The 24,487-nt window shown below is 62.7% G+C and carries 23 protein-coding genes; 12 read left to right on the top strand and 11 right to left on the bottom strand.

The window, feature by feature from the left end:
• Entirely contained in the window at positions 1 to 822 is an 822-nt protein-coding gene (locus ACP15R_RS05830) for an ABC transporter permease (RefSeq protein ID WP_424985452.1), read from the top strand.
• An 88-nt stretch (positions 823 to 910) separates the two neighbouring features.
• Here ACP15R_RS05830 and ACP15R_RS05825 read toward each other — a convergent pair whose 3' ends face one another.
• Positions 911 to 1,513 (bottom strand): alpha-ketoglutarate-dependent dioxygenase AlkB family protein, encoded by a 603-nt coding sequence (locus tag ACP15R_RS05825; RefSeq protein WP_424985451.1) that lies wholly within the window; start codon positions 1,511 to 1,513, stop codon positions 911 to 913.
• Positions 1,514 to 1,731: 218 nt separating this feature from the next.
• Here ACP15R_RS05825 and dnaK point away from each other — a divergent pair, with 218 nt between their 5' ends.
• The 3 genes from dnaK to radC all read left to right on the top strand — a co-directional run bounded on the left by dnaK (position 1,732) and on the right by radC (position 5,751).
• On the top strand, positions 1,732 to 3,639 hold the full coding sequence (gene dnaK / locus ACP15R_RS05820; protein ID WP_424985450.1) for a molecular chaperone DnaK: 1,908 nt from the start codon (positions 1,732 to 1,734) through the stop codon (positions 3,637 to 3,639).
• Between the two features lie 76 nt (positions 3,640 to 3,715).
• Positions 3,716 to 4,867: a molecular chaperone DnaJ gene (gene dnaJ, locus ACP15R_RS05815; protein ID WP_424985449.1), complete on the top strand. Its 1,152-nt coding sequence runs from the start codon at positions 3,716 to 3,718 to the stop codon at positions 4,865 to 4,867.
• Positions 4,868 to 4,962: 95 nt separating this feature from the next.
• Positions 4,963 to 5,751 carry a RadC family protein gene (gene radC / locus ACP15R_RS05810; protein WP_424985448.1) on the top strand — a complete coding sequence of 263 codons (789 nt, stop codon included), beginning with the start codon at positions 4,963 to 4,965 and terminating at the stop codon, positions 5,749 to 5,751.
• A 10-nt stretch (positions 5,752 to 5,761) separates the two neighbouring features.
• Here the strand turns inward: radC and secA are convergent, their stop codons facing one another.
• Positions 5,762 to 8,476 (bottom strand): preprotein translocase subunit SecA, encoded by a 2,715-nt coding sequence (gene secA / locus ACP15R_RS05805; protein ID WP_424985447.1) that lies wholly within the window; start codon positions 8,474 to 8,476, stop codon positions 5,762 to 5,764.
• Positions 8,477 to 8,649: 173 nt separating this feature from the next.
• Here secA and ACP15R_RS05800 point away from each other — a divergent pair, with 173 nt between their 5' ends.
• From ACP15R_RS05800 to ACP15R_RS05790, 3 genes are read left to right on the top strand one after another with little or no spacing between them, the layout of a single operon-like run.
• Positions 8,650 to 9,501, top strand: a complete 852-nt coding sequence (locus ACP15R_RS05800) for a peptidylprolyl isomerase (RefSeq protein WP_424985446.1) — start codon at positions 8,650 to 8,652, stop codon at positions 9,499 to 9,501.
• Between the two features lie 4 nt (positions 9,502 to 9,505).
• Positions 9,506 to 10,732, top strand: a complete 1,227-nt coding sequence (gene argJ / locus ACP15R_RS05795; RefSeq protein WP_424985445.1) for a bifunctional glutamate N-acetyltransferase/amino-acid acetyltransferase ArgJ — start codon at positions 9,506 to 9,508, stop codon at positions 10,730 to 10,732.
• Positions 10,729 to 11,127 (top strand): (deoxy)nucleoside triphosphate pyrophosphohydrolase, encoded by a 399-nt coding sequence (locus tag ACP15R_RS05790; RefSeq protein ID WP_424985444.1) that lies wholly within the window; start codon positions 10,729 to 10,731, stop codon positions 11,125 to 11,127. Before argJ ends, ACP15R_RS05790 begins: the two co-directional genes overlap by 4 nt.
• A 22-nt stretch (positions 11,128 to 11,149) precedes the next feature.
• On the opposite strand, the gene ACP15R_RS05785 is transcribed toward ACP15R_RS05790, so the two are convergent.
• The 7 genes from ACP15R_RS05785 to ACP15R_RS05755 are packed head-to-tail and all read right to left on the bottom strand — an operon-like array spanning position 11,150 to position 17,527.
• Complete coding sequence (locus ACP15R_RS05785) at positions 11,150 to 11,419, bottom strand: amphi-Trp domain-containing protein (protein ID WP_424985443.1); 270 nt, start codon at positions 11,417 to 11,419, stop codon at positions 11,150 to 11,152.
• A 3-nt stretch (positions 11,420 to 11,422) separates the two neighbouring features.
• Positions 11,423 to 12,775 (bottom strand): metallophosphoesterase family protein, encoded by a 1,353-nt coding sequence (locus ACP15R_RS05780; protein WP_424985442.1) that lies wholly within the window; start codon positions 12,773 to 12,775, stop codon positions 11,423 to 11,425.
• A 12-nt stretch (positions 12,776 to 12,787) separates the two neighbouring features.
• On the bottom strand, positions 12,788 to 13,486 hold the full coding sequence (locus ACP15R_RS05775; RefSeq protein ID WP_424985441.1) for a histidine phosphatase family protein: 699 nt from the start codon (positions 13,484 to 13,486) through the stop codon (positions 12,788 to 12,790).
• Positions 13,483 to 14,577, bottom strand: coding sequence for an HprK-related kinase B (locus ACP15R_RS05770; protein ID WP_424985440.1), 1,095 nt, complete (start codon positions 14,575 to 14,577; stop codon positions 13,483 to 13,485). Before ACP15R_RS05770 ends, ACP15R_RS05775 begins: the two co-directional genes overlap by 4 nt.
• The gene (locus tag ACP15R_RS05765) at positions 14,574 to 15,455 is read right to left on the bottom strand and encodes a GAK system ATP-grasp enzyme (protein ID WP_424985439.1); all 882 of its coding nucleotides are present in this window, start codon (positions 15,453 to 15,455) and stop codon (positions 14,574 to 14,576) included. Before ACP15R_RS05765 ends, ACP15R_RS05770 begins: the two co-directional genes overlap by 4 nt.
• A complete protein-coding gene (locus ACP15R_RS05760; protein ID WP_424985438.1) occupies positions 15,448 to 17,085 on the bottom strand; it encodes a phosphotransferase in 1,638 nt (545 codons plus the stop codon). Before ACP15R_RS05760 ends, ACP15R_RS05765 begins: the two co-directional genes overlap by 8 nt.
• The gene (locus tag ACP15R_RS05755) at positions 17,078 to 17,527 is read right to left on the bottom strand and encodes an NUDIX domain-containing protein (RefSeq protein ID WP_424985437.1); all 450 of its coding nucleotides are present in this window, start codon (positions 17,525 to 17,527) and stop codon (positions 17,078 to 17,080) included. The genes ACP15R_RS05760 and ACP15R_RS05755 overlap by 8 nt, the downstream gene beginning before the upstream one ends.
• A 48-nt stretch (positions 17,528 to 17,575) precedes the next feature.
• Between ACP15R_RS05755 and ACP15R_RS05750 the strand changes: the two genes are divergently transcribed.
• Both ACP15R_RS05750 and ACP15R_RS05745 read left to right on the top strand, forming a co-directional pair.
• Positions 17,576 to 18,790, top strand: coding sequence for a GAK system CofD-like protein (locus ACP15R_RS05750; RefSeq protein ID WP_424985436.1), 1,215 nt, complete (start codon positions 17,576 to 17,578; stop codon positions 18,788 to 18,790).
• Positions 18,791 to 18,825: 35 nt separating this feature from the next.
• Entirely contained in the window at positions 18,826 to 19,770 is a 945-nt protein-coding gene (locus ACP15R_RS05745) for an NUDIX domain-containing protein (protein ID WP_424985435.1), read from the top strand.
• A gap of 18 nt (positions 19,771 to 19,788) precedes the next feature.
• On the opposite strand, the gene ACP15R_RS05740 is transcribed toward ACP15R_RS05745, so the two are convergent.
• Entirely contained in the window at positions 19,789 to 20,769 is a 981-nt protein-coding gene (locus tag ACP15R_RS05740; RefSeq protein ID WP_424985434.1) for a YVTN family beta-propeller repeat protein, read from the bottom strand.
• A 16-nt stretch (positions 20,770 to 20,785) separates the two neighbouring features.
• On the bottom strand, positions 20,786 to 21,964 hold the full coding sequence (locus ACP15R_RS05735) for an ABC transporter substrate-binding protein (RefSeq protein ID WP_424985433.1): 1,179 nt from the start codon (positions 21,962 to 21,964) through the stop codon (positions 20,786 to 20,788).
• A 207-nt stretch (positions 21,965 to 22,171) separates the two neighbouring features.
• Between ACP15R_RS05735 and ACP15R_RS05730 the strand changes: the two genes are divergently transcribed.
• Genes ACP15R_RS05730 through ACP15R_RS05720 form a run of 3 tightly spaced genes read left to right on the top strand, consistent with a single transcriptional unit; the run spans position 22,172 to position 24,469 of the window.
• Positions 22,172 to 22,711, top strand: coding sequence for an SRPBCC family protein (locus tag ACP15R_RS05730; RefSeq protein WP_424985432.1), 540 nt, complete (start codon positions 22,172 to 22,174; stop codon positions 22,709 to 22,711).
• The gene (locus tag ACP15R_RS05725; protein ID WP_424985431.1) at positions 22,677 to 23,654 is read left to right on the top strand and encodes a hypothetical protein; all 978 of its coding nucleotides are present in this window, start codon (positions 22,677 to 22,679) and stop codon (positions 23,652 to 23,654) included. Before ACP15R_RS05730 ends, ACP15R_RS05725 begins: the two co-directional genes overlap by 35 nt.
• On the top strand, positions 23,651 to 24,469 hold the full coding sequence (locus tag ACP15R_RS05720; protein WP_424985430.1) for a quinoprotein dehydrogenase-associated SoxYZ-like carrier: 819 nt from the start codon (positions 23,651 to 23,653) through the stop codon (positions 24,467 to 24,469). The genes ACP15R_RS05725 and ACP15R_RS05720 overlap by 4 nt, the downstream gene beginning before the upstream one ends.
• Positions 24,470 to 24,487 lie beyond the last annotated feature (18 nt).

Raw genomic sequence — 24,487 nt, 5'->3', positions numbered from 1 at the left:
ATGTTCGTTCAATCCAGAGGCAAATCCCGGCTGGCCGGCGCCGCGCAGATCGCCGCGCTGATCTATCACGCGGTGGCCAGGAACGTGCGCAAACGCCACAACAACGCGTTGGTGGCGATCCTGCTGAACATGTTGCAGATCGTGGTCTTCGTGCTGGTCTTCTATTTTCTGTTCGTGGTCCTGGGCCTGCGCGGCTCGGCGGTGCGCGGCGATTTCCTGCTCTATGTCATGTCCGGCATCTTCCTGTTCATCTGTCATACCAAGGCGGTGGGCGCGGTGGCCGGGGCCGAGGGGCCGAACTCGGCGCTGATGCAACATGCCCCGATGAACACGATTGTCTCCATATCGGCGGCGGCGCTGGCATCGCTCTATGTCCAGACACTGTCGATGTTCCTCATCCTCCTCGTCTACCATATCGGCTTCACCCCGATCGAAATCGATCAGCCCGCCGCCGCCTTCGGAATGCTGCTGCTCGCCTGGTTCACGGGATGCGGGGTCGGTCTCATCTTCCTGGTGCTCAGGCCGTGGTTCCCGTTGGCGGTCGGCATCATGGTCACGATCTACCAACGCGCCAACATGATCGCCTCGGGCAAGATGTTTCTCGCCAACACGCTGCCGGGCTACATGCTGGCCATGTTCGACTGGAACCCGCTGTTTCACGCCATCGATCAGGCGCGCGGCTTCGTCTTCATCAATTACAATCCGCATTTCAGCAATTGGCATTATGCCTGGTGGCTCGGCGTTGTCTTCATCGTGATCGGTCTCATGGGCGAATTCTACACCCGCCGTCACGTCTCGATCAGCTGGTCGGCCCGCCGCTGACCGGCCGCCCTTTCATCTTTGGGCAAATACTCCGGGGAGTTTGAGGGGCTGCGCCCCTCATCATCCGCCCGCGCCGATCCGCACCCGCTCAGGTCACAACCCGCAACGTCAGGTTCAGCCGTCCCCCTTTCGGCAACAACCGGGACGAGCGGTACCGGATGCGGTCGATGCCGTGATAGGTCAGCCGCGCATCGCCGCCCATCACCACGACATCCCCCGATGTCAGCCACACCGACTCGGTCGAGCCGCCCCGCGTCCGGTTGCCGATGCGAAACAGCCCGTCATCTCCCAGCGACACGGAAACCACCGGCCAGGAAAAATCGGCCTCGTCGCGATCCTGGTGCAACCCCATGCGTGCCCCTTCGCCATACCAGTTGATCAAACAGCAATCCGGCTGGCGTTCGAGCCCGGTGACCTGTCGCCAGATCGCCAGGATCTCTTCGGGAACCGGTGGCCATGTCACGCCGCTGGGATGGCGCGGCGCATAGCGATAGCCGCTTCGGTCAGAGTGCCATCCGAAACGCCCCGCCGATGTCATCCGCACCGACATCGGCCGCCCATAGGGTGTTTGCGGTTGAAACAACGGCGCGGCTTTGACCACCTCGCGCACCGCGGCCACGACCGCCTCCTGCTCGGCCTGTCGCAACATGCCTTTCCATATCTCAAAGCCGCGCATTTCAAGACAGCTCACCACCCGTTCTCCCTTCCTTGACAAACCGGTTCAAAATTCTGCCAAGATTCGTGAATACAGGCGCGCAACGACGGTTGCAGGCCGCATTTCTGCTCCCTATATACGCCGGGACGCGCCATGGCGGGACCCGCTGTCGCGCAAAACAATCGGGGTCGGGATGCCATAACGGGTTCAGGCCTCGGGTCATCGCCTTGAAACAGCTAGGGATCAAAACCAAGATGAGCAAAGTAATCGGAATCGACCTGGGCACCACCAACAGCTGTGTTGCCCTCATGGACGGAAGCCAGCCCCGCGTGATCGAAAACGCCGAGGGCGCCCGGACCACCCCCTCGATCGTCGCCTTCACGGATGACGAACGCCTGGTTGGCCAGCCGGCAAAACGCCAGGCCGTCACCAACCCCGACAATACCATTTTCGGCGTCAAGCGTCTGATTGGCCGTCGCAACGACGATGCGGACCTGGCCAAGGACAAGAAAAACCTGCCCTTCTCGGTGATCGACGGCGGCAATGGTGACGCTTGGGTCGAGGCCAAGGGCGAAAAATATTCGCCGAGCCAGATCTCGGCCTTCATTCTGGGCAAGATGAAGGAAACCGCGGAATCCTACCTTGGCGAAGAGGTCAGCCAGGCGGTCATCACGGTTCCGGCCTATTTCAACGACGCCCAGCGTCAGGCCACCAAGGACGCGGGCAAGATTGCCGGCCTCGAAGTGCTGCGCATCATCAACGAACCGACCGCGGCCGCGCTGGCCTATGGTCTGGACAAGGAAAACACCCACACCATCGCGGTCTATGACCTTGGCGGCGGTACCTTCGACGTGACCATTCTGGAAATCGATGACGGTCTGTTCGAGGTGAAATCCACCAATGGCGACACGTTCCTGGGTGGTGAAGATTTTGACATGCGCATCGTCAACTATCTGGCGGGTGAATTCAAAAAGGAAAACGGCGTCGACCTGACCCAGGACAAAATGGCCCTTCAGCGTCTCAAGGAAGCCGCTGAAAAGGCCAAGATCGAACTGTCCAGCAGCTCGCAGACCGAGATCAACCAGCCGTTCATCTCGATGGACCCGAAGGGCGGCCAGCCGCTGCACATGGTGATGAAGCTGACCCGTGCCAAGCTGGAGAGCCTTGTCGGCGACCTGATCAAGGCTTCGCTCAAGCCCTGCCAGGCGGCACTGAAGGATGCCGGGCTGTCCGCCTCGGACGTGGACGAGATCGTTCTGGTCGGCGGCATGACCCGCATGCCCAAGGTCGTGGAAGAAGTCACCAAGTTCTTTGGCAAAGAGCCGCACAAGGGTGTGAACCCGGACGAAGTGGTTGCCATGGGTGCCGCCATTCAGGCCGGCGTTCTGCAGGGTGACGTCAAGGACGTGGTGCTGCTCGACGTGACCCCGCTGTCGCTGGGTATCGAGACGCTGGGTGGCGTGTTCACCCGCCTGATCGATCGCAACACCACGATCCCGACCAAGAAGTCGCAGATCTTCTCGACCGCCGAAGACAACCAGAATGCCGTGACCATCCGGGTGTTCCAGGGCGAACGCGAAATGGCCGCCGACAACAAGATCCTTGGCCAGTTCAACCTTGAGAACATTCCGCCGGCCCCGCGCGGCATGCCCCAGATCGAAGTGACCTTTGACATTGATGCCAACGGCATCGTGTCGGTGGGCGCGATGGACAAGGGCACCGGCAAGGAACAGAAGATCACCATTCAGGCCTCGGGCGGCCTGTCGGATGACGACATCGAAAAGATGGTCAAGGACGCCGAGGAAAACGCCGAGGCAGACAAGGCCCGCCGCGAGCTGGTGGATGCCAAGAACCAGGCCGAGAGCCTCATCCACTCGACCGAAAAGTCGATGGAAGAGCATTCCGACAAGGTCGACCCGACCACCATCGAAGCGATCGAACTGGCGATTGCCGCGCTCAAGGACGAGCTGGAAAGCGAGAATGCCGAAAAGATCAAATCCGGCATCCAGAACGTGACCGAAGCGGCGATGAAACTTGGCGAAGCCATCTACAAGGCCAGCCAGGACTCGGAAGAAGAGCCGGCAGCCGCCGACGCGGGTCCGGGCGAGGATGACATCGTCGATGCCGAGTTCGAGGATCTGGACGATAACAAGCGTGCATAAGGCGCTTGTTTGAAACTGGATGGGCCGGCCCGAACGCGGCGCCGGCCCTCTGACGTTCAGACAGGAGGACAACAGAATGTCAAAACGCGACTTCTATGACGTGCTTGGCGTGACCAAGGGCGCTTCGTCCGACGAAATCAAAAAGGCCTATCGCAAGAAGGCCAAGGAACTGCACCCGGATCGGAATGCCGACAATCCCGATGCCGAGAGCCAGTTCAAAGAGGCCAACGAGGCTTACGAAGTTCTCAAGGACGCGGACAAGAAAGCCGCCTATGACCGGTTCGGTCACGCCGCGTTCGAGGGCGGCATGGGTGGCGGACGCGGTGGCCATCCCGGTCAGGGCTTTGGGGGCGGCGATTTCTCCTCTGCTTTCTCTGACGTGTTCGACGACCTGTTCGGCGACTTCATGGGCGGTCAGCGGGGCGGCGGCGGTCGTCGCGCCGCGCGCGGTGCCGACCTGCGCTATAACCTGCGCGTTACCATGGAAGATGCCTTTGCCGGCATTCAGAAGACCATCAACGTGCCCACTGCGGTGGCCTGTTCGGCCTGTGACGGCAATGGCTCAGAAGGCGGTGCCGAGCCCACCACTTGCCCGACCTGCTCGGGCATGGGCAAGGTGCGCGCACAGCAAGGGTTCTTTACCGTTGAGCGCACCTGTCCGACCTGTTCCGGTCTTGGGCAGATCATCAAGAATCCCTGCAAGGTTTGCGGTGGCCAGGGGCGGGTCGAAAAGGACCGGGCGCTGAATGTCAACATCCCCGCAGGCGTCGAGACCGGCACCCGCATTCGCCTGGCTGGCGAGGGCGAGGCGGGCATGCGCGGCGGACCGCCGGGCGATCTCTATATCTTTGTCGAGGTTCAGGCGCACGAATTGTTCGAACGTGACGGCACCAATCTCTATTGCCGAGTGCCGGTCAGCATGGCCAAGGCGGCGCTTGGCGGTGCGATCGAGGTGCCCACCATCGATGGCGGTCGCGGCCGCGTCCAGATCCCCTCGGGCAGCCAGTCGGGCCGCCAGATGCGCCTGCGGGGCAAGGGCATGCCGGCGCTGCGCGGCGGCGGCACTGGCGACATGTTCATCGAGCTGGCGGTGGAAACGCCGGTGAACCTGACCAGCCGTCAGAAGGAATTGCTGCGCGAGTTTGAAGAGCTGGGCGAGGACAACAACCCGGAGTCCAACTCGTTCTTTTCCTCGGTGAAATCCTTTTGGGACGGCATGAAGGGCTGAGCAACCCCTGTTGCGCGGCCAATGACGTGCAATCGGACGCCAGCCCCGCGGTTGGCGTCCTTTTTCGTTCTGCTGCATCGGATGGGGTTAACGGAATGTTCACCTGGCAGGCCCAGGCTTGCGGCATGACCCAGCGGCGCGCATTTCATGAAACCCGATCGCTGTTTGAGGGCGACGAGGCCCCGGTTCAGCCCCTGCCTGCGGGCAAGTTGCCGTCATATATCGCGGACCATCGCAAGCGCCTGCGCGCCCGTTTCCTTGAGGGTGGGGCGGCGGCGATGCCCGATTACGAGCTGTTGGAACTGGTGTTGTTCCGTTCGATCCCGCGCCGCGACGTGAAGCCGCTGGCGCATGCGCTGCTCGCGCAATTCGGGGATTTCAACCGGGTTCTGTCCGCGCCACCCGAACGCCTGGCAGAGGTCAGAGGCGTGGGCGAGGCGGTGATCACCGATCTCAAGATCGTCGAAGCCGCGGCGCACAGGATGGCGCGCGCGCGGGTTTTGCAACGGCATGTGATCTCAAGCTGGGACGCCATTCTGGACTATTGCCATACCACGATGGCCCATCGCGAGACCGAGCAGTTTCGCGTGCTGTTCCTTGATCGCAAGAACGTCTTGATCGCGGATGAAGAACAGGCCACCGGCACGGTGGATCACGTGCCGGTCTATCCGCGCGAGGTGGCCAAGCGCGCACTGGAACTGAACGCGTCGGCGCTCATCCTGGTGCATAACCACCCGTCGGGCGATCCGTCACCGTCGCAGGCGGATATCGACATGACGCGGCAAATCCAGGCCGCGGGTGACGCGCTTGGCCTGACATTGCACGACCACCTGATCATCGGCAAATCCAGCGAGCTGAGTTTCCGCGCGCAGGGCTATCTCTGACCGCGTGGTGTCAGAGCACCCTGCCGTGGCAATGCTTGAACTTCTTGCCGCTGCCACAGGGGCATTTCGAATTGCGGCCGGGATTGCCCCAGGTCGTCGGGTCGTTTTCGTCAAACCCGGGCAGCGGTTCGCCCGGTTCAACCGCCGCGTCCTCCTGTACCGGCTCCTCCGGCGTCGGCGCGGCCCGGTTCAGCTGTGCCTGCTGCGCGGCGATCTGTGCCATCATCTGCTGCTGCTCTTCTTCGGTCAGCGGCCGGATCTTGGCGAGGTTTTCCGTCACCGTTTCACGTAGCCCGTCGAGCAGGCCCTCGAACAATTGGAACGCCTCGGTCTTGTATTCGTTGAGCGGATCGCGCTGCGCATAGCCCCGGAACCCCACAACCGAGCGCAGGTGCTCCAGCGTCAGCAGGTGCTCGCGCCACTTGGTGTCGATGGTTTGCAGCAGGATCTGTTTCTCGATGTTGCGCATCGAGTCCGGGCCAAAATCGACGGCCTTCTTCGCCATCAGCTCGTCGGTGGCCTTGACCAGGCGTTCGCGGATCACATCGTCATCCACGCCTTCTTCGGCGGCCCATTCCATGACCGGTACGTCAACGCCCAGCTTTTCGATGACCTGCGCATAAAGCCGTTCGGTATCCCACTGATCTGCATAGGACTTTGGCGGCATATAGGTGTCGATCAGATCGTCGATGACCTGGTATCTCATGTCGGCGGTGATTTCCGACAGGTCCTTGGCGGCCATGATTTCGCGGCGCTGGCCAAAGATCACCTTGCGCTGGTCGTTCATCACGTCGTCGAACTTCAGCACGTTCTTGCGCATGTCAAAGTTGCGGCCTTCGACCTTGGCCTGCGCCCGTTCGAGCGACTTGTTGACCCAGGGGTGAACAATCGCCTCGCCTTCCTTCATGCCCAGCGTCGAGAGGACCTTGTCCAACCGGTCAGACCCAAAGATCCGCATCAGGTCGTCTTCGAGGCTGAGATAGAACACCGTGCGCCCCGGATCCCCCTGACGACCCGAGCGACCGCGCAGCTGGTTGTCGATACGGCGGCTTTCGTGGCGCTCGGAAGCCATCACAAAAAGGCCGCCCGCATCCAGCACCTTCTGTTTTTCCTCGGCATGGCGGGCCTCTTCGGCGCTGCGCAGTTCGACCGGATCGGCATCGGGGTTCTCTTCCAGCGCGGCGAGCACCTTCAATTCGACATTGCCGCCGAGCTGAATGTCGGTCCCGCGACCGGCCATGTTGGTGGCGATGGTCACCGCACCCAGCCGCCCCGCATCGGCAACGATCTGGGCTTCCTGTTCGTGCTGGCGCGCGTTCAGAACGTTATGCTTGATCCCGGCCTTGCTCAGCAGTTGCGCCAGCATCTCAGATTTTTCAATCGACGTGGTCCCGACCAGAACCGGCTGGCCGTTTGCATTGGCCTTTTCGATTTCCTTGATGATCGCTTCGTGCTTTTCGCGGGCGGTGCGATAGACCTGATCGTCTTCATCGACGCGGGCGATCGGCTTGTTGGTGGGCACTTCGAGCACGCCGAGCCCATAGATTTCCTGGAATTCCTCGGCCTCGGTGACGGCGGTCCCGGTCATGCCGGACAGATTGTCATAGAGGCGGAAATAGTTCTGGAACGTGACGCTGGCCAGGGTCACGTTTTCCGGCTGGATCTTGACCCCTTCCTTGGCTTCGATGGCCTGGTGCAGACCCTCCGAAAGGCGGCGGCCAACCATCATGCGACCGGTGAATTCGTCGATCAGGACCACCTGGTTGTCGCGGACGATGTAATCCTTGTCTTTCTGGAACAGCTTGTGCGCGCGCAGACCCTGATTGACGTGGTGCACGATGGTCGTGCTCTCGGGGTCATAGAGCGATTGTTCCGGTTCGAGCAGACCGCGGCTGTGCAGCTGCTGTTCGAGAAATTCGTTGCCTTCGTCGGTGAAGGTCACGTTGCGGGTCTTTTCGTCGATGGTAAAGTGATCGTCGGTCAGCGACGGGATCACCGCATCGATGGTCACGTAGAGTTCCGAGCGGTCCTCGGCCGGTCCCGAGATGATCAGCGGGGTGCGGGCCTCGTCGATCAGGATGCTGTCGACCTCGTCGACGATGGCGAAATTGTGCTGCTTCTGGAACACTTCACCCAGGTCGGACTTCATGTTGTCGCGCAGGTAGTCAAAGCCCAGCTCGTTATTGGTGGCATAGGTGACATCGGCGGCATAGGCGGCCTTTTTCTCGGCCTCGGGCTGCTGGGGATAGACGACACCACAGGTCAGGCCAAGCGCGGTAAACACCTTGCCCATCCATTCCGCGTCCCGCTTGGCAAGATAGTCGTTGACGGTGACCACATGCACACCCTTGCCGGTCAGCGCGTTCAGATAGGCGGGAAAGGTGGCAACCAGCGTCTTGCCTTCGCCGGTCTTCATTTCCGCGATATTGCCCTGGTGCAGGAACACCCCGCCCATCAACTGCACGTCAAAGGCGCGCAGGCCCAGGGCCCGTTTGGCGGCCTCGCGGCAATTGGCAAAGGCTTCGGGCAGCAGATCGTCCAGGCTCTCGCCGTCCCGGGCGCGCTTGGACAGCTCCTGGGTCTTGTCCCTAAGACCGTCATCGGACAGGTTCTCGAATTCCGCTTCCAGCGCGTTGATGCGTTCGATCAAGGGGCGTGTCGCCTTGACTTTGCGGTCGTTCGGTGTGCCGAACACCTTTTTGGCGATTGTTCCGAATCCCAGCATGATCACTCCAGCCGATCTGACTTTTACTCTTTGGTGCAGTCTTGCCCGTCATGCCTGCAACCCATAGATACACGGCAGAAAGACGGCGCTGCATAGGCCACAAGGCGATGTAAGGGTCGGGTGAAACAGTGTCAACGCCGCGCCCCGCCGTGGCCCATGAATAGGAAGATTTCATGCCCAAACACCTCACATTTCTGCCGGTTCTGGCCCTGAGCGCCGCGATTTCGACCGCGGCGGTGGCCGACTCGGGGCCGAATGCGGAAACGGTTGTCGCCAGTGTCAATGGCGAAGCGATCACGCTGGGGCATGTGATCATGGCGGGCGCGACGTTGCCCGAGCAATATCAACAGGTTCCGGCGGATGTGCTTTACAATGCCATTCTCGACCAGCTGATCCAGCAGACCGCGCTTGTCCAATCCCGCGTTGGCGATGAGCCGCCGGTGGTGACGCTGTCGCTGGAGAACGAGCGCCGGTCGCTGTTGGCAGCGGATGCGATCGAAGCCGCGATGGCCGATGTGGGCGGCGAAGACGACATTCGCGCCGCTTATGATGCGAAATATGCCGACGGCAAGGGCGATGCCGAATTCAACGCGTCGCATATCCTGGTGGAAACCAGGGAGGATGCCGATGCGATCAAGGCCGAGCTGGACGGCGGCGCGGATTTTTCCGAGACCGCCAAGGCCAAGTCGACCGGTCCGTCCGGCCCGAATGGCGGCGAGCTGGGCTGGTTCAGCGATGGCCAGATGGTGCCGGAATTCCAGGCGGCGGTGAGCACGCTTGACGTGGGGCAGGTGTCGGAGCCGGTGCAGACACAGTTTGGCTGGCACGTCATCATCCTGAACGACAAGCGTGACAAGGAAGCGCCCGAGCTTGACGCCGTGGCCGACGAGCTGCTCGCCGAACTGCGCCAGAACGCGCTGGAGGACCGGATCGAGGACCTCACAAGCAAGGCCAAGATCGAGCGCCCGGTCGTTGACGGTTTGAAACCCGAGATGATCAAGGATCTCGGGCTGATCGGAAACTGATCGCATGGCCAATATCACCTCTCGCTCTCCGTTGGCGCCCGCGCATTTTCCCGAATTGCCCGTGATCGACGGCGTGCGGTTTGCGACCGTCGCCGCGGGGGTCCGATACCAGGGCCGCACCGATGTGATGCTGGCGCTTCTTGATCCCGGAACCTCGGTGGCGGGGGTGTTTACCCGCTCCGCGACGCGTTCGGCCCCGGTTCTCGATTGCCAGTCCAAGCTTGGCGGTGCCTCGGACGGACCTGCGGCGATCCTGGTAAATTCGGGAAATTCAAACGCGTTTACAGGGCATTATGGCCAGACCTCGGTGCGGGAAATCGCCGATGCCGTGGCCCGCATCAGCGGCGTTGCGACCGAACGTGTGTTCACGGCCTCAACCGGCGTCATCGGGGAGCCGCTGCCGCATGCGCGGATCGTCGACAAGCTGAGCGAATTGAATGACGGGCTGGATGCCAACCGCATCGAGGATGCGGCGAAGGCGATCATGACCACGGATACCTTTGCCAAGGGGGCCAGCGCGCAGGTCGAGATCGACGGGCAAGCGGTCAGCATCGCCGGCATCGCCAAGGGCTCGGGGATGATCGCCCCGGACATGGCGACGATGCTGGTTTACATCTTTACCGATGCGATGGTCGGACAGGACCGTTTGCAGGCCCTGTTGTCCGGGCTGAACGATCTGACCTTCAACTGCATCACGGTGGACAGCGATACCTCGACCAGCGACAGCCTGATGCTTTGCGCCACCGGTGCGTCGGGGGTCGAGGCTGGCGACGATGCCGGTTTTGAAACGGCACTGCACCGGGTGATGCTGGACCTTGCGCATCAGGTTGTGCGCGATGGCGAGGGGGCGACCAAGTTCGTGGAAATCCGCGTGACCGGTGCCGCGTCGGATGCCGATGCCAAGGTGCACGGCATGGCCATCGCCAATTCGCCGCTGGTCAAGACGGCCATTGCGGGCGAAGATCCGAACTGGGGCAGGGTGGTCATGGCGATCGGAAAATCCGGAGCCGCCGCCGATCGCGACCTGCTGAGCATCCGGTTTGGCGACACGCTTGTAGCGGAAAAAGGCTGGGTCAGCCCCGATTATCGCGAAGAGGACGCCGCGGCGCATATGAAGGGCCAGTCGCTCTTGATTGCGGTTGACCTGGGGCTTGGCGATGGGGCGGCGACCGTGTGGACCTGTGATCTGACGCATGGCTATATCGACATCAACGCGGATTACCGCTCGTGAAAACCGTTCTGGTATCTGCCGTTGCGCTGATCGATGTTGACGGGCGGGTGCTGCTGGGCCAGCGCCCCGAAGGCAAGTCGATGGCCGGGCTATGGGAATTTCCCGGCGGCAAGGTCGAGCCGGGCGAAACGCCGGAGGCCGCGTTGATCCGCGAGCTTGAGGAAGAGATCGGGATCAACACTTGGGCTTCGTGCCTTGCACCGCTGACCTTTGCCAGCCACAGCTATGACGATTTTCACCTGCTCATGCCGCTCTTTGCCTGTCGCAAATGGGAGGGCATCCCGCGATCGGTGGAAGGGCAGGCGCTGGCGTGGGTGCGGCCGGAAAAGTTGCGGGATTATCCCATGCCGCCCGCCGACATCCCGCTGATCCCGATCCTGCGCGACTGGCTATAGCGCGGGTTGCGGCGCGGCAGGGCTATTGGATCGAGGGCTTGCCCCTGTCTCGCGGGGCCTGGCTGTCTTCGGACCAGGACAGCCTGATATTCACCACGCAATTCCCGTCCGAGCGATTGGCCTTGATGCGCAGGGTCAGCAAATCATCGAGCGGCAAGCCAAGATCATCATCGCCATCGCTCAGGGTGATTTCGCCCTTGCCTATGGCTTTGGTCAGGGCTTCGAGCAATGATTTCACGGATTTGCGGTCTTGCAACGACTCGTGCAGGAACTTTCCGTCAGAATTGGCCATGATCTACGCGTTTTCCCAGCGAATGTTGTCGGGCTGAAACAGCTTGGCCTTGGGAAAGTCCGCGCTCAGCCCGACGACGTCCCCGGTTGGATAGATCAAAGTCGCACCGACGCCAATCCCGGAAAGCCCTTCAAGGCTGCGCGAGGCGCGATCAAGAGTCACGTCGCCTTCCAAGTGTAGCAATCCGCGCTTGGCAAGCAACCGCTGGCCGGCGTGGTTGTTGACATGACCCTGAACGACCATTTTCACCCCCGCGCGATGCAGGTTCATGACGCCGGCATCGGTAAGCGCGCCATCGGTCGCCCGGTACTTGGTCCGCACGAGGTTGGCGATCTTGCCGAAATAGAATGCAAAGGGGGCGCGCCGCGCGTCGTTCAGGAACCCGGCATTCACCCTTTCCCAATCACCGCGCGAGACCACGTCGCACAGCGCGTCACACAGCCCGGCATGGATGAACAGGATCGAACCGCTGCGTTTCAGCACATCCATGCGGTCATAGAACCAGCGATACGCCCCGTCCGGCGCAAAGAACAGGCGCTCGCAATAGGTCGCGGCGGCATAGACCTGGCGCAGGGTCAGGCCGGACCTGGCGATCTCGGCGTCGAAACCCGCCATCTTGGCGCGCAGCTTGCGGCATTCGCTGTCGATGGCGTCGGACGACAGATAGGGCGCGGCGGCCTTGGGAAACTGCGCTGCCCAATCGGCACCGGGATAGAGCCGCGCGCGGCATTCGGCCTTGTCCGGGATCGGGGTATCGGTGTCAAACACGTCATAGCGCTCGCAGATCTCGCGAAACAGCGGCACGGCCTTGCGCGCCATCCGCACGAACAGGTGCCCGGCCAGCGGGTCGCGCGGGTTGCGCAGCGCCGCCAGCGCAACAACCAGCCGCAGGTCGTGATTGCCGGCCAGCAGGTGCAGATCGGCCCCCGCGTCATAAAGCGCCGCGATCGCATCCAGCAGGTCGAGATTGCTTGGCCCCTTGTCCAGGCAATCGCCGCCGATGATGATCTCGCACCCCCGTCCGAAATCGGTCAGTTCGAAATCTTGCGTGCCGGGGCCCCGTCGCCGGATGGTGCCGGCGGCCACCAGAGACCGCAGAAAACCTTCGGCATCCGCATGGGGGTCCGAGACAAAGACTAGCGGACGACGGGGCCATTCCCACGGGCCGTGGGTGGCGGCGCGGCGCAGGCTGTGTTGCAGGTCTTGCAGGCTGGCATGTGTGCCGCCGGCGGAATGCGCCTGGTCAAGCGGCCATCTGGCGCAATCGGTGGGCAGGCGGGCCAGTTGGGACAAATCATCGAAAACCGTCGGGAGCAGGGGTGCCCTGTCCCCTTGCTGTACTGCCAAATCGACCAACTGCCCGGTCCTCTAGTCTGGTTCCAAACTGGAGCGGGACCGGTGTTTCCAGTCTCCGCCAAAGTGTTCCCATCCTGATGCAGCGTTGTAACAGAGGAGTAACGGGCGGGCGTGATACATGCTCAGCCCGGCGATTTCATCGCGTCCGAGAAGGCCAAGGTGGAACGCCGCGTGCCGAAACGACGCGCCATGGCCGAAAATCAGCGTCAGCTGCGCCTTGGGCGGCTCCGGTTTGTCCGCGACGACCGCCCGCAGGTAACCCGCGACGCGAAGCCCGGCCATCATCAGGGATTCGGCACCCGGATAGGGCAGGCAATAGGCGCTGTCGGATTTCCAGTTTTCCGGCGGTTCGGGGTGGCGCGGATCGGCGGCGAGCGCCGCTTCGATCTCTTCGACGCTCAGGTTGGCCGCGCTGCCGACGGATCGCTCTGACAGCAACGGCGTCTGGGTGGTTTCCATCGCATGGCCTCGCGTGGCCAGCTCCTGCCCGGCGCGCTGCGCGGTTTCCCATGCCCGCAATTCGGTTGAACAATGCGCGACCTTGTCCAGTGACCAGCCGTTGCGTTGCAGGAGTTCCGCAATCGTTGCGCCGCATTGCCGCGCCTGCGCACGCCCCGCTTCGGTGAGCGGATAGGGTTGCAGCGCTGACGGCGTGGCCGGGCGCTGGTGATAGGCCCCGTGCCGGATCAGGGCGACATAGCGCGGGCTCATTGCGCGGCCCCAAACAGCGCAACCCCTTCGGCGAACACCCGGTCGAAATCGACACCGCCGGTGATTTCACGCACCCTGACCCCTTGCAGGGCCTCAAGATATCCGGCCGCAGAGCAGGGCTCGTCATCGGCAAGAAACGCGCCGCCGGGTTTCTGATAGAACGGGCCGGGGCTCTTCATGATGGCCCCCAAAAGGTCGGGGCGCGCGGCAAGGTCGACATCGTTCAAACGGGTTGGGTCGGCGCTGTTCCGGTGCCAGTTCAGCACCCAGAAATCGGTCAGCGCCGCCGCGTGGCTCACTCGGTCGGCACCGTAAAAATCGGCGACGATCAGGTCGTGCTTTTCCTCGAGTTGCCAAAGCTCTTCTGTCGGCAACTCGGACAGCGCCGTCAACCTGTGCGCATCCAGCATCCCGTGCAGGCGCGGATTGTGCAGGATCGTACCGGGGTTGATGCGGGGTTCCTTGGGGATGCCCAGGGCCGCCGGGACCGGCCGGCCGGCACGGGCCAGCAGCCTGTCATTGGTTACAAACGCCAGCGTGGGCAGGTCCATCAGGCGCAGGACCGACGTGGATTTGCCGCCCCCGGACATGCCGGCGATCGCCAGCGTCCGCGTGTGGTCGGTGACTGCCGCCGCATGGCAGATTTGCCAGCCGTCGCGCAGGGACATGTTGAGAAACTGGGTGTTGACGAAGTTCACGATCTGGTTCGGATTTCGCGCGCAGGGGCCAAAGGCAATAATCGCGCCGGGCGATTGCAGAAAGGTGACGCCGGTGCGCACCTTGCCCACCAAACGCCCATCCTGAAGGTCGCATATCACGTCCTTGCGCCCGGATTTTCCCGGTTCGCGCGCCCAGTCCACCCAGTCGGGGGCAGTTGCCAGCGTCTGGCCTTCGAGCACTTCGACCGTGGCATCGACCGGGCCGGGCTCGGCGATCACATGTCTGAAATACCGGCGCAGTTCCATGTTCAGGGGATCGGTGCAGACAAGCCTGATCCGCATCCCGCCAAGCCCCAGCCAGATCGGGGCGGCATCCGCGATGCGGCTTCGGTCAAGCTGTGCCAGCACATCGTTGCAACTGACAAGGCTCATGCCGACACCTTCGCGATCACCCTGTCCGCCAACAGCGCCGCCGCATCCAGCCCGCAGCCGTCCCTGACACCCCGGAAGCCGCCGAATGCGGACACTTCAAAGACGATGGGGCCGTCATCGGTCAGGGCCACGTCCACGGTGGTAAAGGTCAGGCCAAAGGGGTCCTGGGCGCGCCGGGCGATCTCGATCAACTCGGCAGAGGGCGTATAGGGCGCGTATTTTCCGCCGCTGTGAATGGTGGTGTTCCATGTGTCGCCGGCGGAAACGCGGGCATAGGTACACAGGTATTCCCCGTCCAGAAAGACCATGCCCAGATCCTGCCCCGACAGGTTCAGCATCCGCTGGATGTACATGACCGGGTTGGCGGCGGCAAAGCCGGAGATCTGCGCCTCGGCCCCGGCATCATCCCCGATCACCATCATGCCGCGTGCCTTGGTCGAAAACAGCGGCTTGAACACCGCCTTGCCATAACGCCGAACCGTGGCGCGCGCGACCTCGGGATCTTCGGTCACGACGGTTGCCGGCATCGGCGCCCCGGCGAGTTGCAGCGACACGGTACAGGCCAGCCGGTCCATCAGCCGCAGAACCGCTTCGGGCCGGCTGAAGATCCGCACGCCCCGGTTCTCGGCCACGCGCAGCAATTCCAGGCGGTCGAGTGCATGGGGGCTGTAGATTTCGCTGATCTTCTTGATGATCAGGGCATCAAAGCCGCACAGGTCCTGCCCCTCATGCATCAGCGCGCCGGTTTCGGTATCCAGCGACACCCGCGCCATATCGATCACGTGGCGCTGGCCGGTGCGGGCCGCGACCGCATCGGCGAGCGCTTCGGTCGACCACTTGCCGGGTATCCCGATCACGCCGATTCGAATGTCATCCATTGAACAATTCCTTGATGGGCAGTTTCAGCCGGTGTTCCTTGCCCTTGGGGCAGGCCAGCGCGGTTTCGAGCAGATAGCGTGTACGTTCGAACATCCGGTTGGCATGGGCCTTGTCCAGAACAAACCGCGTCGAGGTGGCAAACGAGCGGGCAAGCCCGAGGGCCAGGCGATATTCGAAATAGCCATCGTCCCGCGATTTCGCGAATTTTCGCGCCATGGCGTGAAATTCCGTTGCCACGCGCGCCACCCGGCGCCGGATCACCGGGTCCTGAATCTGCAAACGATAGTTCGACACCATGAACACCGAGACATCCTGGACATAGTCCATATAACGCGAGCGGTGCAGGTCGATGAAATGGACCTGTTTTTCCGAGGCGTCATAGATCACGTTGTCGAGGTTGAAATCGCCGTGGATATGCACCGAGAACGGCGCGGCAAGCGTGGCTTCGCGCGCCTTGGCCCGTTCGACCAGATCGACAAATCCGGGCAGTTCAAGCGTGCCGATCCGCGAGGCGCGCGAGCGGAATTCGGGATGCACGCGCCAGATATCCGGCATCCGCGCCGAGAGTTGCTTCATCGATGCCATCTCGGCGGATTCGGGGTTCAGCGTCCGTTTCCAGACATCGCGCAGGGTGCGCGACAATGCCGCCAACGCTTCGTCCAGCAGCGCGTCGCTGTCATTCAGCAACACATGTTCAAAGGTCTCGCCGGGCAGGTATTCGATCAGCAGCGCGGCGGATTGGCCGCTTTTCTTGTAAGACAGGATCTTGGGCGCAAGGCCGGGATAGATCGAATGCCAGCTTTTGACGCCGGCCCGCTCTTCGCGCACCTTGTCCAACTCGCCATCCTTGAATACGGCGGCGAATTCATCGCCATTGTCCGACAGCCCGCGCACGCTGGAAATCGCGCTGCCCGAGCGGGTCTCGGCCAGCGGTTCAAGCTCCAGTTGGCTGGCATCCAGATCGCCGTCGGATAGAATGTCCTGCAAGGCGAAATAGCGTTCGAATTGAACGGGATGGCCGATATTGACCGACAGGATCGCTTCGCTGATGCCTTGCAGGGCGTCGCCGATACGGTGGATCTCGTTCGCGGCCAGCAAGGCGTTGGCCAGGTCACAGGTGTGTTTCGATCTGCCCATGTCGCGCGTGTAGGTGCGAAACAGCCGGTCATACAGATCGTCCAGCCTGGCGCGGCCCTGACCGATCCGCACCGCGCGGGAACTGTCCAGCGCGTCAAAGGCGGGCAGGATTTCGCCCAGGTTCTTACGCACCGACTTGATGACCTTGGGATAGGCTTCGGGGCGCAGCAGCTCCTTGTGCTCGATCTTTTCGGCATGTTCCAGGCTGCGCCGGGCCATGCGGGCGATCAGTTCGAGATTGCGCGCGACCAGGGCGCTGTTTTGCAACAGCAGGCGGCGGTTGGCCTTGACCCGCTTGCGCGACAGGGCCTGCAGGCCGGCATTCTGAACCCGCGTCAGCAGGTTGTAGGAATAGCCCGCGCGCAGGATCACCTTTTGCGCCAGCGCCGCGTCGGGCGCTTCGAAATAGGCTTGCAGATTGCTCAGCTGTCCTTCGAGTTCAGCGCAGAGAAAGCGGAGGTTCTCCGCCACCGCGCGCGGCAGATCAGCCATGCAGACGCCCCAGGTAAACCGGTGCAGCCCGGTCGCACAGGGGTTTGTCATAGGCCGGTCTGAACCGGTCGCCGCCGGCAACCGGGTTTACCCATGCGGTGCCGGTCTGTGATTTGTCCGGATGCGGCCCCATGATCGGGCGATACCCGTCGGGCACGGTGCATTCAAACAGATGTTCCAACAGATGCCGTGGGCCGTCCGCACGCGTTTTGAAGACCTCGGCGACATGCAGCAACCGGCCGACCTGTACCTTGCATCCGATCTCTTCGGCACATTCGCGCCTGACACAGTCATGCAGCGTTTCGCCGGGGTCTTGCCGCCCACCCGGGAGCGTCAGATACCGGCCCCGGCCGGGTTTTTCCTTGATCTGCACGAGCAGTTTCCCTTCTCTCCGAATGACCGCCCGCGCCGTCGGACGTATCGACCGGAGAAAGTTAGTCATTGTCTTGTCCATCCGGTACTATAGCTTCAAGAGAACAGTAATGTGTCAATGTCGAGCAGAGGCGACATCCTTAACGTGCCAGAGCTACAGATTACCCGCAACGTCCAATTCCCGGACACGTTGCGCATCTCGCGCGCGACCAGCTTGCCGAGCCTTGGGCCGAGGATGCTGTTTTTCAGCGGTGGCAGCGCGCTGAATGACATCGCGCGCCGGCTGAAACGCTACACGCATAATTCCTGTCACCTGATCACGCCCTTTGACAGCGGCGGCAGTTCGCAGGTGCTGCGCGAGGCGTTCGATATGCCCGCCGTGGGCGATTTGCGGTCGCGATTGATGGCGCTGGCGGATGAAACCGACCTGGGGCAGCCCGACATTTACCGGTTGTTCACCTATCGCTTTGCAACCGATGCCAAACCCGCTGCTCTGCGGGCCGAGTTTGCAACCGTTCTGTCCGGTCAGCACGAGTTGATGCGGGCGATTTCACAGCCAATGCGCAGCCTGATCCTGACACAGTTGCGGGTATTCCAGAACCATCGGCCAGAGGATTTTTCCTTTGCCGGGGCCAGTCTGGGGAACCTGATCCTTGCGGGGGGATACTTGGCCAATGACCGGGCGCTGGAGCCGGTGCTGTTCCTGATGTCCAAGATGGTTGCGGTTCTGGGCACGGTGCGGGCGGTCGTGGACAAGAACCTCGCCATCGGCGCGACGCTGGAGGATGGCAGCACCGTTCTCGGCCAGCGCCAGATCACCGGCAAGGAAGTACCGCCGATCCCGGCACCGATACGCGAGCTGTTTTTTGCCAGGGGGACGAAACGCCTGCCGCGCGACAAGGTTGTCCTGCCCAAGCGCAACCGCAGGCTCATCGAACGTGCCGACCTGATCTGTTACCCGCCGGGCAGCCTATATACCAGCGTGATCGCCAACCTGATGCCGCGCGAGGTCGGGATTTCCATCGCCGAGCGGGGGGTGCCCAAGGTCTATCTGCCCAGCCTCGGGACCGATCCGGAATGCCCGGGCATGGACCTGTCTGACCGGGTTGGCGTGCTGCTCGGGGCCTTGCGCGCCGATACCGGCGGGACCTGTGCCAATGGCGCATTGATGACGGCGGTCATCTGCGACCGCGCCGCGGTTGACGCGGACGAGATCAAACGGCTGCGCAAGGCGCATGACATTCCCTGTGTCTGCCTTGACCTTGCGCAAAAGGACCGGCCCGACCGCTATGATCCGCAAAAGGTGTGCGAGGCGCTGTTGTCGCTGGTATAAGGCCAGTGTCATCCAAAGCTGAAAGGGGGGGGGTGATGCCCCGGGATCTGCTGTTGGTTCGGGCCGGAGCGTCACGCAGGATCGCGCAGGGCTCGCAGGTTTCGCGCGAGTTGAAAGATGTCGGCAAGCGGGGGGCGCAAAAGCTGGGCATATGGTTGTGCGAGCGGGGCTTGCACCGGGCCGATGTCATGGCGGCGACACGTGCCGACGCGATGGTCTGTGCAGAGAAACTGCTCAAGGCCGCAGGGCAAAGTGCCAACCGTATCATTGCCGATGACCGGCTGGCGGCAGCACGGCTAGACGACAATCTCGCGGCGCTGGCCAAGGGGGGCACCGGCTCTGCACCGCTGCTTTGTGTCGGCAGCAAGAGCGCGATGCGCAACATCGCCCGGCATCTGGGCGCGGAACGGGTCACCATGGCGGCGGGGGATATGTTGCACCTGCGCGTTGCGGATACGGCGTTTCCGCCCGGGCGCGGCGCGGGCCGGTTTGTCGCACATATCCGCCCGGCGGCGCTGGCGGCGGATTTTCCCTATCCCGACATTCACGGGTCCGAACGGCGCGCGCGCCCGGCCTATTATTACCGGCAATCCGCAGCTTTGCCCTATCGCCGCGAAGCGGGGCGGCTTGAGGTTCTGATCATTTCGTCGAGCAGGAAAAACCACTGGGTTCTGCCCAAGGGGATATGCGAACCCGGCCTGAGCGCAGCGGATTCCGCGGCCAAGGAGGCCTGGGAAGAGGCCGGGATCAATGGCCGGATCGATGGTGTGTCAATCGGCCGGTTTCACCAGGAAAAATGGGGGGCGACCTGTCGTGTCGACGTTTTCCCGATGCAGGTCACCCGGATTTACGCGCCGCAGGATTGGCCCGAGCGCCATCGTCTGCGCCGATGGGTGTCTCCGCAAGAGGCCGCCGCAATGGTGCAAAACCCCGGTCTCGCGGCGATCCTCGCGCGGTTCGACGGGGCTGGCATTGCCTGATCTGTTCCCCCGCGCGGATCAGCCGCCCCGATCCGGTGTGACCACAACACCCCAGGGTTGTTCGCCGACCTGCACCGATTTCAGTGCCTTTTGACTGGCGACATCGATGATCGTGACATCGTTGGAATTGCCGTTGGTGGTGATCAGGTATTTTTCATCCGGGGTAAAGGCCAGCTGCCAGACCCGCTGGCCGACGATGATGTAATCGACCACCTCGTCGGTCTCGGCGTCGACAACGGCGATCCGGTTGGCGGGGCCGAGTGCGACGAACAGCCATTTGCCGTCCGATGTGACCTTGGCCCCCACCGGTTGCAGCCATTCCGGCAAGACTCCGGGCACCTCGAAGGTGATCTTCTTGCGCAGGGTCGGCGTGCCGTCCTCGGCGATGTCGATGACGCTGACCGTTCCGCCGATCTCGGAGGTGACATAGAGCTTGGTGCCGTCCGCAGTGTATTGCGCATATCGCGGGCGCTGATCGACAAGGATGTTGTGCTTGATCACGTAATCCGAAGTGTCGATGAAATGCGCCATATTGGTGGTTTCCGACGTGTTCACCACAAAGGCGGCATTCGGGCTGATGCCCATGCCCTCGGGCTCGACACCCACGGGCACCTCGGCCAGCACCGTATGGCTCTCGGTATCGACGACGGTAACGAGGTTGTCATCCTCGTTCGCGATATAAAGCGGGTTGCCCGAAGGGTGCAGCACGAAAAGCTCGGGATCCGGCCCCGAGGGCAGGGTATAGAGCTCTTCGAAGGTCGTGGTGTCAAAGACCCGCACGGTGTCGTCGTCGGACGCACAGACATATAGCAGGCTGCCATCCGGGCTGATGGTGATGCCGCGCGGACGGTTGCCGGCGGGGAACTCGGTGACAACCTCCCATGTGTCGCTGTCGATCACCGTGACGGTATTGCCTTTTTCATTGCTGACAAAGACGTTGTTGGCGGTGGCGCCGGTGGCGATCAGCGCGGCAAGGCAGGTGGCAAGGGCAAGCTTCATCCCAGGGTCTCCCGTATCAGTTGAAGGCGGTGCAGGCGGATTCGGGTGCGTCAAGTCCGAGCGTATCCAGCGGCGATCTCTGGTGCAGATAGCCCTCTTGCGGTGAAACGCTGACGGTGATGCGCCCGTCAAAGAGCAGGATGGGCTGCCGCATCTGTCCGTTCCAGGGCCGGAACGTGACCTTCTGGCCCTTGAACGCGGCCAGTTCGAAACTGTCGCCCAGCACATAGTCGCGCAGGGCGGCGGTATCGGCGGCACCGGTGCGGGTGACGGCTTCGCCGATCACGCGCAGGGCAAGCCAGGCCTGATAGTCTTCCTCGCGCACATAGCGGCCGGTCAGTTTCTCGAACCGGCGCTGGAACTGGGTCGCGCCCCAGGCTTCATGCGCGGCGTGAAATGTCACCGGGCGCAACCCCGCCGATCCCATGACCGGGCGCGGATCCCACAGATGAAAGGGCAGGTAGGGCGCAAACACGTCCGAGGCATCGGCGGCGATCACCACGTCATGATCGTCGGCATCCTGGGTAAAGACCGGGAGTTGACGCTGGACCAGGACATGGCCGGTATCGGTGCGGCGCGATCCGCCGGTATCCTCGAACTCCCGGTCCTCGACAATCCGGGCACCGAATTTTGCCGCCGAGCGGCGATAGGCTTCGCCAAGCGCCCGATCCGCCGGGTTCGAGCCGTGGATCAGATACCAGCGCGGCCATTTTTTCCAGGTGGTGAACTGGGTGATGGCGTCGGCCAGCATTGCATCGGAGGGGGCCACATGCAGCAGGTTGGCGCGGCATTGGTCATCGCGCAGCGCCGTGTTGCGCGCGAGGGCATTGACCACCAGCCGCTCGGGGCCGGCCCTGTCCGCCAGCCGCAACAGATCCTCTGCCGACGCCATGAGCACGAGGATGTCGAACCCCTGTGCAAGCACCGCGTCAAACGCCGCATCGGCGTCCTTTGGGGCGATCGAGACGGTTTCAAGCGCATAGGTATGTCCAAGGAACCCGCCGGTGGTGGCGTTGTCTTCGGTGGCGAGCAGGGCACCGGCAAAGCCAAGGTCGTCAGGTGCAAGGTCAAAACGCGAAATCGGCGCAACCTGCGGATAGTCGATGCGAAAGACGGCGGCGCGGACCTCGACCGCCCGTGCCGTGGACGCGCCGATCATCAGGACGCAGGCCATCAGGATTGTAAGGTAACGCAAACCGATCCCCCCTTTCGATCACTTTGCCGGGTTGCGGGACATAGTGCCAGATGCTTGGATCAGCCCAACCGATACTTTTGGCTCATTGCGGGAACCGGGCGGGAACTTACCATGACCCCTGCAAAGAACATGGAACACCCGGCGCGCAGGTTGCCGAGGCAGGCGGTGACAGAGCCTGGGCCGCGCAACGGGAGGGACACGGAACTTATGCGCTATCTGAAATTCCTGGTGGTGATGATCGGGGTGCTGCTCCCGGCCATGGCGCTGGCCCATGGCCCGACCCGGCAAAAGATCACCGTGACCACCGATGTCGCGGCCAGCCCGGCAGAGGTCTGGGACGTGATCGGCAATTTCCAGGACATGAGCTGGCACCCCGCCGTCCACGCCACCAATGGCGAAGGCGGCAACGAGATCGATGCAACCCGTGTGTTGACGCTGGGCGAAGAGGGTGGGCCGACAATCTCGGAAATCCTCTACAAGTACAGCGACGAGAAGATGAGCTATTCCTACCGGATCACCGAGGTTCTGGTCGAAGTTCTGCCGGTGACCAACTATTCCTCGCATCTGACGGTGATCCCGCTGGATGGCGGCGGGTCAAAGATCGAATGGCGCGGGGCGTTCTATCGTGGATACCCGAACAACGATCCGCCGCCCGAATTGAACGACGAGGCCGCGATCGCCGCCGTAACCGGTGTCTATCAGGCCGGTCTCGATGCCCTGGCTGCCCGGTTTGGCGGCAGCAACTAGATACCTGGCCCTTATCTGGGCTCTCCCCTCCCTCGTTGCCACCGGCGTGGCAGCGGGGGATTTTGCCTATGTGACCAACCAGAACAGCGACAATGTCAGCGTGCTGGACCTGGAGACCGGCAGCGAATTGCGGCGCATTCCGGTTGCGGGCAAGCCCGCCGGGGTGGTGGTGGACGGGCAGGGTCGTTTCTATACCGTATCCCCCGACAGCAAAACCGTCCGACGGTTCGATGCGGCAACCGACAGGGTGATCGCCGAGACCGTGCTGGATGGCGGCCCCATCGGTATCGCGCTGGACGGTGCGCGGCGGCATGTCTTTGTCTCGGACTGGTATAATGCGCGGGTCTGGGTTCTGAACGCGGACACACTGGAACAGATCGCAACGCTTGCGACCGGCAGCGCGCCGGCGGGGCTTGCGCTTTCGCCGGATGGCCGGTTGCTGGCCTGTGCCGAGCGGGATGCAGACGCGGTCTCGATCTTTGAAACCGCGACATTGGCCCTCGCACGGCGGGTGCAGGTCGGATCGCGGCCCTTCGGCTTGGGCTTTGCCCCGGATGGGCGGCTGTTCGTAGGCAATGTGGGAAGCGATGACGTGTCGGTGGTGGACGTGTCTGCGGGCGCTGTGCTGGCGACGGTTCCGGTGGGCGCGCGCCCTTACGGGGTCGCTTTCGCCGCCGGTCGCGCCTTTGTCAGCAATCAATATGCCGATACGGTCAGCGTGATCGACCTTGGCACATTGGCGGCGGTTGCCACGATTGGCGTCGGGGAATACCCTGAAGGCATCGACAGCACGACAGACGGAAGCCGTGTCGTGGTGGCAAACTGGTTTTCGAACTCGGTCAGCGTGATCGATGCGACGCTGTTGCAGGTCACCGACGAGATCACGACCGGGGACGGGCCGCGCGCCTTTGGCCGGTTCGTGGGAAAGGGAGTGAGAGAATGAAACATGCGGTTGTTGCGACAGTGTTGTGTTTGGCCACGGCCGCGCCCGCCGGAGCGGTGGACGCGCCGGGCTGGCCCGATCTTTCGGCCAGCATTTTCGACGCGCGCCCATTGCATGACGGCTCGGATTACATCGCGATTGACAGCCCCTATCGCAGCTCCGACGATGCGCGTACGCTGATCGCCGCGCAGATCGAGGCGCCCCGTGGGCGGTTGCTGGGCAAGGTGACATTGGTTCTGGACGAGAACCCGATGCCGGTATCGGCGGTGTTCAGTTTCGATCAGCCGCTGCCGCGGTTCTATTTCCAGACGACGATGCGGATCAACGGGCCAACGCCGCTGCATGTGGTCGCCGAGACCACGGATGGGCAGTTGTTCGTGGCCGGGAGTTTTGTGAAGACCTCGGGGCAGGGAGCTTGCGCCGCGCCGCCCGGGACCGATCCCAAGGAGGCTCTGGCGACGCTGGGGAATATGAGGATCGGAATCGATGCCCTGCAGGGGACGGGGACATCGCTGGACCTGATGGGCGATCCGGCCCTGCGGGACCGGCAGGTGGATGTGGATATCAGCCATCCCAGCCATTCGGGGATGCAGATGGACCAGATCTCGTTGCTGTTCATCCCCATGCGTTATGTGGAGACGGTGGGGATCGATCTTGACGGGGCGGGCTATGTCGATCTGACCGGTAGCATTTCCTTGTCGGAAAACCCCCGCGTGAGCCTGTCGGTGCCGGCCCGGACCCGGACCATCGATGTGACAATGACGGACACGGATGGGACGGTGAGCAAGGCGCACAGGTCGTTGGCCGGTTATTGACCCCATGAGGGGCGCTGC

The sequence above is a fragment of the Microbulbifer sp. S227A genome (assembly GCF_049800935.1).
This window is presented reverse-complemented; position numbering and strand designations above follow the sequence as displayed.